General features: G+C 41.9%; 7 protein-coding genes, 1 rRNA gene and 3 riboswitches. All 8 genes read right to left on the minus strand.

The features are described 5' to 3' along the window. Positions 1-76: ribosomal RNA gene (locus ACQKNS_RS25240) — 16S ribosomal RNA — on the minus strand; the annotation flags it as partial. 383 nt (positions 77-459) lie between these two features. Further along, entirely contained in the window at positions 460-2,529 is a 2,070-nt protein-coding gene (gene ptsG / locus ACQKNS_RS25245; RefSeq protein ID WP_427645978.1) for a glucose-specific PTS transporter subunit IIBC, read from the minus strand. A 214-nt stretch (positions 2,530-2,743) separates the two neighbouring features. After that, on the minus strand, positions 2,744-3,586 hold the full coding sequence (glcT, locus tag ACQKNS_RS25250) for a glucose PTS transporter transcription antiterminator GlcT (RefSeq protein WP_427645979.1): 843 nt from the start codon (positions 3,584-3,586) through the stop codon (positions 2,744-2,746). Positions 3,587-3,739: 153 nt separating this feature from the next. Then, positions 3,740-5,071 (minus strand): NCS2 family permease, encoded by a 1,332-nt coding sequence (locus ACQKNS_RS25255; protein WP_427645980.1) that lies wholly within the window; start codon positions 5,069-5,071, stop codon positions 3,740-3,742. 106 nt (positions 5,072-5,177) lie between these two features. Further along, positions 5,178-5,279, minus strand: a riboswitch (purine riboswitch). A 227-nt stretch (positions 5,280-5,506) separates the two neighbouring features. After that, positions 5,507-7,063, minus strand: coding sequence for a glutamine-hydrolyzing GMP synthase (gene guaA, locus ACQKNS_RS25260; protein WP_286182404.1), 1,557 nt, complete (start codon positions 7,061-7,063; stop codon positions 5,507-5,509). Between the two features lie 142 nt (positions 7,064-7,205). Continuing rightward, positions 7,206-7,307, minus strand: a riboswitch (purine riboswitch). 36 nt (positions 7,308-7,343) lie between these two features. After that, the gene (locus tag ACQKNS_RS25265) at positions 7,344-9,542 is read right to left on the minus strand and encodes a DUF4129 domain-containing transglutaminase family protein (RefSeq protein WP_427645981.1); all 2,199 of its coding nucleotides are present in this window, start codon (positions 9,540-9,542) and stop codon (positions 7,344-7,346) included. Next, entirely contained in the window at positions 9,539-10,699 is a 1,161-nt protein-coding gene (locus ACQKNS_RS25270) for a DUF58 domain-containing protein (RefSeq protein ID WP_427645982.1), read from the minus strand. The genes ACQKNS_RS25265 and ACQKNS_RS25270 overlap by 4 nt, the downstream gene beginning before the upstream one ends. 32 nt (positions 10,700-10,731) lie before the next feature. After that, positions 10,732-11,688, minus strand: coding sequence for an AAA family ATPase (locus ACQKNS_RS25275; protein ID WP_427645983.1), 957 nt, complete (start codon positions 11,686-11,688; stop codon positions 10,732-10,734). 189 nt (positions 11,689-11,877) lie between these two features. After that, positions 11,878-12,097, plus strand: a riboswitch (cobalamin riboswitch). Positions 12,098-12,234: the final 137 nt, after the last annotated feature.

Consider the following 12,234-nt stretch of genomic DNA (forward strand, 5'->3'; position numbering starts at 1 on the left):
CATCGATTCGCTCGACTTGCATGTATTAGGCACGCCGCCAGCGTTCGTCCTGAGCCAGGATCAAACTCTCCGAAGAAATGTTTGACTTGCTCATTTGCTTTTTTGATAGTGTGTGCTCACTTAAAATTTAACGTTGGCGCTTTGTTTTGTTCAGTTTTCAAAGAGCAATATTTTTCATCGCCTCATTAGCAACTTTATTAGTTTAACACCTTCCGAACAAAAAGTCAACAACAAGTTATTATTTACTTGTTTATCTTTATGTTTCAAGCGGTGTATTTAATATATTAGCACTTGCATTTAGATAAGTCAATTTAATCTTTTAAAATTCCCTTCATTTTTTTCATGAACCACCTTCTTCTATATATACACTACTTTTTCTTTCTATAGCAGCCAGGCTCTGCTAATGAATCATCAAAAACAAGGGGCAGCTGATTATAGCTGCCCCCCTATTATTAATGATTATTTATTGATGGAAATTACGTCCGCTTCTTCCCTGTCTACATTCCCGGCCTTTTCAATCTTCACACTTTCATCTTCGGAAAGGTTAGTAAAGACGATTGGCGTAATGATAGAGCTGGCATTGTTTTTGACATACTCTATATCGACTTTAAGCAGCGGCTGTCCGCTTGTCACTTTATCTCCTTGAGCGACAAGTGCTTCGAAACCTTTTCCTTCTAACTTAACTGTATCGATTCCGACATGTATCAAGATTTCACGTCCAGCTTCGGAAACGATACCGATTGCATGTTTAGTCGGGAATAGGTTAACGATAGTACCGTCTACAGGAGAAACAACCAACCCATCCTCCGGTACAATTGCAAATCCATCACCCATCATTTTCTCAGCGAAAACTGCATCAGGCACTTCCGTGATCGGTTTTAATTCCCCTTTAATAGGAGAAACAAAACGCTCGGAAACTTCATCCGTCCGTAAAGGTTTCGGGACGACATCCTCAATTTGTTTTTCCACGCCTACTTCAGGAGACGCTTCTACTTTACGAGGCCTTTTTCCATCGATGATATCTTTCATTTGCCCTTTGATAGTTTCTGAACGAGGTCCGAAGATTGCCTGGATGTTATTGCCCACTTCCAGAACTCCAGCGGCACCAAGTTTCTTCAACCTATTTTTATCAACGTTACCGATGTCATTTACTGATACACGAAGCCGGGTAATGCATGCATCCAAGTGAGAAATATTTTCTTTTCCGCCCATGGCATCCAAGATATCTCCAGGAAGGCTTCCAGCTGTACTTGCAGATCCTCCCTCTCCCTCATTCTCTTCCACTTCACGGCCAGGAGTTTTAAGGTTAAATGTCCTTATAGCAAATCGGAATCCAAAGTAGTAGATAACCGCAAAGACCAAACCAACAGGAATAACGATCCATGCATTGGTTTGCGGATTAATTAAACCAAACAGTAGGTAATCGATCAACCCACCTGAAAACGTCATTCCGATTTTCACGTCCAATAAATGCATGGTCATGAATGATAGACCCGCAAACAAGCAGTGAATCCCGAAAAGTACCGGTGCAACGAATAAGAAGGCAAATTCAAGTGGCTCAGTAATCCCCGTCAAGAAAGATGTAAGTGCCGCTGATGCCATCAAGCCCCCGACTATTTTCTTCCTTTCCGGTCTTGCTTCATGATAAATGGCCAAAGCCGCAGCTGGTAACCCGAACATCATGAACGGATACTTCCCTGTCATGAATGTACCTGCCGTTAAATTCTGTACACCATCTTTAATTTGTGCCATGAAAATGGCTTGGTCTCCTCTGACTGGCGTTCCCCCGCCTTGAGGGATATAGCTGCCAAATTCGAACCAGAATGGCGAATAGAAGATATGATGCAACCCAAAAGGAATCAACGCACGTTCCACAACCCCAAACACGAAAGCTCCCAGAGTCAGGTTAGCACCCAACATATTTTCGGAAAATGAGTTTAACCCAGATTGAATCGTCGGCCAAACCAAAATCATCAACAACCCAAGAATTACTGCGCTTGCAGCTGTTACAATGGGTACAAAACGTTTACCTGCAAAAAAACCTAAATAAGAAGGCAGTTCAATTTCATAAAACTTATTATACATAACAGCAGCCATGACACCGACAATGATACCGCCGAACACACCCGTCCCCAACGTCGGGATTCCGAGAACATTACTATACACCGCACCATTGCTCTCAATGTCGGCAGCGTCAATCCCAAGAACAGTTCCCATCGTTACATTCATAATCAAGAACCCGATAATCGCAGCCAGGCCGGCAACACCATCCCCACCAGCTAACCCAATCGCGACCCCCACAGCAAACAACAAGGGAAGATTCCCAAAAATAATATTTCCGGCATTCTCCATTACCGATGCAACCATTTCCACTCCGCCACTCGCAAGAAACGGGGCGATATCCAACAAAGTTTCGTTTTGCAGTGCATTACCAAACGCAAGCAAAATTCCGGCCGCTGGTAAAATGGCTACAGGTAGCATCAAAGCTTTTCCGATTTTTTGCAAAACACCAAACAACTTCTTAAACATAGGTTTTCCTCCTCTTTACTGTTTTTCCACGCTAATAAAACGGTTACATTTAACGATGGTATTCATCTTCCCACGCATCAGAATTCAAATACAAAAAAGGCATAAGCAAAGATAGGATTGAAATGAAAATTCAGGTATATAATACCCTCTTTCATGACAATCATTCTCCTCACTTATGCCTGATCGAATCAGTAACACGTAAGTTAATGTAAGTTTATTTAATTTTCTTTTGTAATCGCTGGATATGCATCGTTAGATAGACAGCTTCCGCATCACAAACCGGTTTGCCTAATTTCTGCTGCATAATTTTTATTAGCTTCCAAGCGATATTGTAACACAAGGGATATTCCTCTTTCAATAGCAATGCTATTTTTTCGGGTTCCTCTACTTTTTCCTCAGCCAACACCCTGTCTATCATGAATCTTAAATGACGGACCAAACGTGTATAATCTATGCTATCCTTATTAATTTTTACGTTGAGCTGTTCTTCAACGACCCGGATAAGATGATAGATTAACTGCGAATGCTGATTGACTTCCGATAAGTCTTTATTTGATATTGCACTATGAATATGAAGCGTAATAAAGCCGATTTCCCCTTGGGGCAGGCCTATTCCTGTCTTATCTTGAATTAAGTCGATTACATCAACAGCAATATCATGTTCAAAAGGATAAAGGGTTATCGTTTCTTTCAAGAATGGGTTTTTGATAGTCATTCCTTGCGAAACGCGCTGAAGGGCGAACAATAAATGATCAGTTAAACCGACATGTATATGTTCATTGAGTTTTCCAGTTACTCGGTCGTTAATGAGATGAATGGATTCTATAATGGCAGCTTGAAGATTTTGATCGATCTGCGGCAAAAGTTTTTTGTAACTTTCCTGTTCCTTAACATTTTTCAGGACAAATGTTTTCTCCGCAAGTTCCGGACTTAACTCTTCGCCCTTCTTTCGGTTGAAACCTAAGCCCTTTCCAATAGAAACGACTTCTCCATACGACGGATGCGTGGCAATCACCACGTTATTGTTCAAAACCTTTTCAACGATAAAGCCATTCATTTTTCTCCCTCTTTTTTTCTCAAAGTCATCCCTATGCCCCATACAGGATAAATTACTTAGTACTTAGTCTTTTTACTATACACGATATGAGCTTTCTCTTACAACATGAAAGGAGAGCCCCGAAATCGGGGCTCTCCTTACTTACTTGCATTATTACTTCAAGAAAATGAAATATAACAGGAAGACGACACCAAGCCCCCACATGATCGGGTGAACCTCTTTAGCTCTTCCTTTCATCGACATGGTGATCGGATAGAAAATGAATCCGCAAGCTATACCTGTCGCAATTGAATATGTCATAGGCATCATGATGACCGTAAAGAAGGCCGGTACCGCAATTTCGAACTTATGCCAGTCAATATTTTTAAGTGATGATGCCATCAACACCCCGACTATAACCAATGCCGGCGCAGTCACCGCAGATGTCACCACTGAAAGTAGCGGGAAGAAGAAAAGGGATAGCACAAACAGTAAACCTGTCACCACTGCCGCAAAACCGCTTCGAGCACCAGCAGCAACGCCTGATGTAGACTCTACATATGATGTCGTGGTGGATGTACCAAGAATTGCACCTGAAACGATCGATAATGAATCAGCAAGTAATCCTTTGCCCACTCTAGGAAGTACATTATCCTTCATCAGTCCAGCTTGTTGCGCAACAGCCACTAACGTACCGGCTGTATCAAAGAAAGCTACGAACAAGAAGGTCAATATCACGATTAACATTTGACCAGTGAAGAGATCACCGGGATTTCCGAATGCATCGAACGCTACCCCGAATGTTGGCGCTATGCTAGGAACGGCACCGATTATTTTCTCCGGGACTGGAACTTGTCCAAAAATCATTCCAGCAATGGCCGTAATGACCATTCCTACGAACACGCCGCTTTTGACGCCTTTCGTCATCAAAATGACGGTTACGACAATTCCGAACACAGCCAATAAAGTATTTCCTGATGCCAAATCACCCAGTCCAACAAGTACGCTGTCATCATTCGTGATGATACCAGCATTCTGAAACCCTACAAAGGTAATGAACAAACCAATACCGGCTCCAACTGCGTACTTTAGTTCGACCGGAATTGCATTAATGATTTTCTCACGTATTCCCGATAGGGAAAGCAAAACGAAGATTATACCTGAAATCAATACCCCTGATAATGCCGTTTGCCAAGGAATCCCAAAACCAAGTACAACGGTAAAAGCGAAGAAAGCATTCAATCCCATGCCCGGGGCAAGCGAGATTGGATACCTGGCTATTAGTCCCATCAATATCGAACCAATTGCAGCCGCCAAGGCGGTAGCTGCAAAAACCGCTCCGTAGTCCATTCTCAATTCATCCGGGTAATCCTCGATGCTTTGTAAAGTCAGCATCACAGGGTTAACAACCAGGATATATGCCATTGAAAGGAACGTGGTCAGTCCGCCAAGTATTTCACGGCGATAATTAGTTCCCAGCTCGTTAAACCGAAAATAATTTTTCATTATGAGTCTCCCCTATCATAAAATCATAAGCCAACAGAAAATGCCCCATTCACTATTGAACGGGGCTTGACTGCGGTCATGTAAAGAAGTGGCGGTTTATCCAAACTCGCCAATCCATACACATCGTAGTCAAGCCGTTCACGGCAGCTTGGTAGAAACTTTTGGGCCATATCCCCAATATTATACGACAATTATGTTTTTTTATTATTATAGGTATAGTGTACCAACCACTAAAATAATCGTCAATACATCAAACGAATATTTTTTATGTAATTTTAGGCAATGTTCGCTTTTCGCTATATATTCTTTACTAATCATGGCTATCTATTGGCCAACATACGGGAAATGTAAGTAATCAACAAATTCAAAAATTATTTTAACCAAAAAAAAATCAGTGAAGGTCGATTCCTTCACTGATTGGATGATTTTAATCTTCTATTCCCACTCGATCGTTGCAGGCGGCTTAGACGTAATGTCATACACTACGCGGTTTACATGGTTTACTTCATTAACGATTCTCGTTGAGATGATTTCAAGTACATCCCATGGGATTCTCGCCCAATCGGACGTCATTCCGTCAATGGATGTAACAGCACGGATCCCGATTGTGTAATCATACGTACGCGCGTCGCCCATTACCCCAACGCTTCGAATGTTAGGAAGCACCGTAAAGTACTGCCAAATTTCACGTTCCAAACCATTCTTTTTAATTTCTTCACGTAAGATATGGTCAGATTCACGAACGATTTCTAGTTTTTCATCTGAAATTTCACCTAATACACGAATACCTAAACCTGGGCCCGGGAATGGTTGACGCCAAACGATTTCATCCGGAATGCCCATTTCACTTCCAAGTGCACGCACTTCATCCTTGAATAGAGTATTCAAAGGCTCAATCAATTTAAATTGCATATCTTCCGGCAGACCGCCAACGTTGTGATGCGATTTAATTGTTTGTGCAGTGGCCGTACCACTCTCGATAATGTCTGTGTAAAGTGTACCCTGTGCAAGGAAATCAATTCCTTCGAGCTTCGTTGCTTCATCATCGAATACATAAATGAACTCGTTACCGATGATTTTCCGTTTTTGTTCCGGATCTGAAACGCCAGCAAGTTTCGATAGGAAACGTTCTTTTGCATCGACTTTGATTACGTTCATATTGAAGCCTTCACTGAATGTTTCCATTACACCTTCGGCTTCCCCTTTACGAAGTAATCCATGATCAACGAAAATACATGTCAGCTGATCGCCAATCGCTTTATGGATCAATACGGCAACCACGGATGAATCCACACCGCCGCTCAATGCGCATAATACTTTTTTATCTCCGACCGTTTGGCGGATTTTCTCCATCTCTATCTCAATGAAGTTTTCCATTGACCAGTCACCTTTACAGCCACAGACGCCAAATACGAAATTTTTCAAAATGTCATTACCGTATACCGAATGACGGACTTCAGGATGGAATTGCACGGCATACAATTTACGTGACTCGTCACTCATAGCCGAAATTGGGCAAGACGGGTTCGTCCCATCAACTTTGAAACCTTCAGGCGTTTCCACCACTAAATCACCATGGCTCATCCAGACGATTTGTTCTTTCGGCAGATCACTGAATAACTTAGACTCATTTTGAATGGAAAGTGTCGCTTTTCCGTATTCACGGTTTTTCGCTGGCTCCACCTTACCGCCAAAATGTTTAGTCATAAGCTGCATGCCATAACAAATACCGAAAATCGGAAGGCCCATTTCGAATATGCGTTCATCACAACCAAATGCATTTGCATCATAAACACTGTTCGGACCACCTGAGAAAATAATTCCCGTTGGGTTCATTTTCTCGATTTCTTCTACAGTAATTGTATGAGGATGAAGCTCACTGTACACACCAAATTCACGGATACGACGAGTGATCAATTGATTATATTGACTTCCGAAATCAAGTACTACGATCATTTCCTGGTTTTTTTGCAATTCTGTTTTCCCCGGCACAAACGTCACCTCTATCAATGTAATTCACTCATAAATTCGAGTGATAATTTCCTAAAAAAAATATTATCATAAAAAAAGAAAAACTAAAAATCCACCCTCAAAAATACAGAAAAAGTATAGACGAAGGCAGATTTTCAGCTTTCCTGTTAAAATCCGCCTTCATAGTCAAATCATTTACGGTGATTCGGTAGAAACTTTCGATCCATATTATCGAGGATATATGAAGGATATATTAGTTTAAGTTAGTTTTTGTTATTGTATCAATATAATAAAAACCTGGTCAAGAGCTAGTTTTTCTCATTAAACTTTCCCAACCCTTTTGAAAGTGTTTCCATTCGCCACCTTCCACGTCTCCACGATATATCATTAACTCGTATTTAGCCGTCAATTCACTCATTTCATCCGTATCGTACACTGCATCCACATAGGCAGCATACTCTCTTAAAGTTTGCCCTTCCGGACGAACTAAACCAGCTCTTTTTAATTGTTTCAATAATATTAAATAGGCTGTCGAGAAATGAGCACCGGTTTTCTTTCTATAACGAAGAATCTGCAGATGAGGAATCCACTTCCTTCTGAAGAAATAACCAATAGAAGTAAGTAACGATACACCTGACAGTGTGATGGCAATCCATTTTAAGAACCATTCCATGTTCCCAATACCAGTTTTTACGGGTGATCGGGTTTCCCTATCGGGAGTATCATGAAGTTCCCTGGTCTCTTTCTTTGTTTGCTCTTCATTAGTTGGGGTTTCTTCAGGGTTCTTCACTTCCTGTTTCAATTCCGAATCGTAAAATTCAACTTCCCCATCGAAACCCTTTGTCGGCTCGAAGGGAACCCAGCCTATCCCTGCAAAATAAACCTCGACCCAGGAATGTGCATTATTATTGGTCACCTTATAAACGGATTCGCCATCAAGGATTGATTTTTCCCCTTCCGTATAACCCTTTACCCATCTTGCGGGCATATTGGCGGCTCTTAATAATACGACCATTGCACTGGAAAAATTATCGCAATACCCTATCTGCGTCTCGAATAAAAATTGATCGACATAATCTTGATTGCTCTCCGGATACGGAATATCGTCCTTAGAATAAATGAATGCAGGTCCGTCAAAATAATCCTCAATGGCTTTTGCTTTATCGTACCAATTCGTTTCATTCCTTGTAAGCCGGGAGGCCAATTCATATATCCGGTTTGGCAATCCCTCTGGAAGCTGAGTGTTTTTTTCCATTATTAAATCCATCGATCCGTCGCGATCCGTTATTTTCCTTAACTCAGCTATATCAAAACTCTGCATATCATAGTTAAGCTCATATTCTTTCAGGGACAGTCGTTCGCCATTATCCTGTTCGGAAATAACTTTGTCCATACCCTGATAATATTTGAAATCCATCCCGTTTTTGGCCTCAATCCTTTTTAAATACCCAGACTGCGGATGAAGGATATGGGAATATGATTCCGTCATGGACACTTTTGCCGTCATTTCTTCTGTTCTCACCACTTCAGGAACGTCGTGAATATCTAAAGATGCCATATCCTGTCCGTTGGAAAAAGCGCGAAAGTCCGTTTCCAGTTTGGAAACCCACCCTTTACCTGTATAAATATCCTTGTTCTCGACTTTCCAGTAATGTCCTATAGGGGCATCATTATAAAAAACAATGGAGCTATCCGGCTCTATCGAACCGCCAAGTTCCGAATCGTCTTCATCATACCCGACACTTTTACGCTTCGAACCACCTTCTTCTTTCCCCGCTTTATTAGAATAAGAAGTAATATAAGGCACCGGGTCCGGCCACTGTGGAGAGAGCTTCGGGGCAGCGAAACCAACAAGGACACTTACCAATATCATGCCGGTCAGCATCAAGATCCACTTATTGATGGAAGCCATCGGAAACTGAATCCCCTCCTGTATCGTCAGTCGCAGCAAGGATAGAAGGCCTAGCATCAAGAAGCCGATGATGAATATTCTAATCATTGCCATATCCCCAACATAAGGAGTGAATGTGTCGAGTACAGATATAAAAATCACCGTTAACATGAAAAAGAAAAAGATGCTTTGCCTCACCATCACCCAGTAATGGATCAAATATGTTACAAGCCAAAGAAGGACAAAAAATAGCAACGTTCGAAATGGATTTGTGATCGACTCCCAATTCCCATCATATATAAAACCAAGATTGCCCGTAAAATCAGCTAGAAACCCTTTCAGCCATGACAATTGAAATAAAGCGTCTTTTGAATGGAGGAACTGTAATGAAATCATTATATAAGCAATAATGAGAATGAATCGGATTGACCAATGTATGCGGAAATAATGCAGCAGCAGGGAATAAAGCAAAAATAAGAGAAAAATGACGATATTACCTGTATCGGTGAGTTTATCGACAGGCCTTAACCATTCGGTAATCAACACCAGACCAAATGCATACATCAGGACATGCATGAACCTTTCCAACTTTTCGGTAGTGACATTCACTTTGCCATCACCTCTGATCTATCAAACTTTAGTTGGCCATGTTCAAAAAAGCTAACCCTTATCCCCCTCGAAACTGCTGTAGAACTTGACAACCTTTCCTCATCAGTAAGATCTGCCTGTTTCTTCACACATAACATTAATCCCTGATCAGGCCGGAATGCACTCAATTTGTCCACCTTTTCTAAAGTTAAGTCTGACACGATGAATATCACAGCAGCGTTTGCCGGAAGAATTCCCTTCCTGACATTTTCGTTCAATGCGTTTACAGCACTCGGCTCTTCTTTAACAAGTCTGTAAAAAATCTTTCGTTTCTGGTTATTGCCAGCTGCTGCCGGTATGACCATCCTTGATCCCATACTCACATACCCAATTTGCATGCCTTTCTTTAACATGGCGTGGACAACGGATGCCGCCATCACAATGGATTCTTCGAATAAATCCGACGGCTTTCCATCAAGCATGATGAATGCATCCCGGTTTTTCTGCACTTCAAAATCCTTCGTCATGATTTCACTCGTTCTTGCCGTCGCCTTCCAATTAATCCATGACAACTGATCGCCTGGCTGATATTCCCTTACTCCGGAAACCACTGAATGTTCCCGTTGTGTTTTCTTTGTTGAAATAACTGCCCCCTGATTGAACACTCGATCAAGATCACTGTGGGCAAGCTCATGATAACGAGGAAAAACGGTTATTTTCAGAGGTGAACTATATATCGCTTCCTTTTCCACCAATCCGAAAAAGTCCCCAATCCAAAAGCGGATCGATTGAAATGAATGTTCTCCACGCTCCATGTCTTCCAAGGTATATGACATGTTGAAGGTACGCCTGAATCCCGGAAAGATAATCATTTTCCTTTGGAATCCCCTATCTTCCAGCCGCTGAGGCAATTCCTCCTCTACCACCATAAATAATAGGGGCAGCCGGTTTTTACGGGTAAACGTCAATGCTATTTCAACAGATTCGCCGGCCTGGCATTCCCTTTTATTGACCTTTCTCTCGACAGTCAAATCATGCAGCGGATAAAACAGCAGAATCGAAGCGTACACAGAAAACGGCAAAAATGAATAAAAAATGAACCAACTGACAAAACCGCCTTGAAACATTGCATAGCAAAAAGAAACGGTCATGAGTAATACAAGTCCGACCACACTCATATTTCCCCTTAAAATGTTGATGAATTTGCGCATTAGGTCATAGCCCGCTTCACAGGCACTTGTGTTGTGGCCACAACTTCATGAATCACCATTCCAGCATCGAAGCCATCATAATTCGCTTCAGGTTTCAAAATAAGCCGGTGGGAAAATACAAATGGAACTAAATATTGAACATCGTCCGGCAGAACATAGTCCCTGCCCTGGATCAGCGCGTAAGCCTGGGCTGCCTTCATCAAGGCTATCGATCCACGCGGGCTTACACCTAGATAGACCCCTTCATGCGTACGTGTTCGATTCGCCAATTCAACAATATATCGTTTTATTGTGTCATCCACTATCACAGCCTTTACCTCAGCCTGTAATTCTATCAATTCATCCAAGGTGATGACGGATTCCAGCTCCTCAAGCGGTACCGTGTATTGAGCTCTATGAAGAACCTCTATCTCTTCTTCCACACCTGGATAGCCCATTTTCATTTTTAATAGGAATCTATCCAATTGAGCCTCCGGAAGCGGATACGTCCCCTCGTACTCGATCGGGTTTTGTGTCGCCATCACGAAGAACGGCTTCTCCAATCCCCTTGTGACACCATCAATCGTCACACTTGCCTCTTCCATGGCTTCAAGCAACGCAGACTGAGTTTTCGGCGATGTCCGGTTGATTTCATCAGCCAAAATAATATGGCCCATTATCGGACCAGGCCTAAAAATGAATTCTTGTTCCTTAGGATTGAAGATTGAAACACCAGTAACATCAGAAGGAAGTAAATCAGGTGTGAATTGAATTCGCTTAAATCTTGCACCTATAGATTTTGCCAGTGCCCTTACCATGACTGTCTTCCCCACGCCCGGAACATCCTCCAATAAGACATGTCCACCGGAAAGGAGTGCCACGATACTTAGTTCTGCTATATCCCGTTTTCCGATAATGACCTTCTCGATATTCCCCAGCACCATTTCCAGTTTTTGATTGACCTGCTTATAAATCATTCTCTACCTCCCGGGATTCACAATCTCACTATTATTTCATATCTTTTCTATGTCAAAAATTTTACATTAAGCTCCAATTAAACCTTACATTGTAAGTTTACTAGATATTCGGTAAACCATAAACGAATTTGTCTAAAAATATTAATGCGGCCTACTGCAAAAGGTATGGTAAACTGTTGCTAAGTGAATATGAACCTTGCAGAAAAAGGTGCTGCATTGTCAGCTTAATAGGGAATTCGGTTTAAAACCGAAGCTGTTTCCGCAACTGTAAGTGCTAATGAAATAAGACGTTTACCACTATTTGAGGATGTAATCACACGCCGATCACCGGCCATTTAACCCAAATGGGAAGGTTCTTAGAGTAAAATGACGCACAAGCCAGGAGACCTGCCTTTTTTCATCGTATTATGCTCTTCGGAAGATGGGAGATTGTACGGCTCTCCCATCTTTTTCTACTACAGATACATAGATGCCCGAAGCCGACCAAAACCCTTGGTCGGCTATTTGTCTTGCTGGGAAAAGCAATACGGAGGTCATTCACCCAAT

The organism is Peribacillus sp. NPDC094092 (assembly GCF_050279365.1).
In the GTDB taxonomy this organism is placed as follows: domain Bacteria; phylum Bacillota; class Bacilli; order Bacillales; family DSM-1321; genus Peribacillus.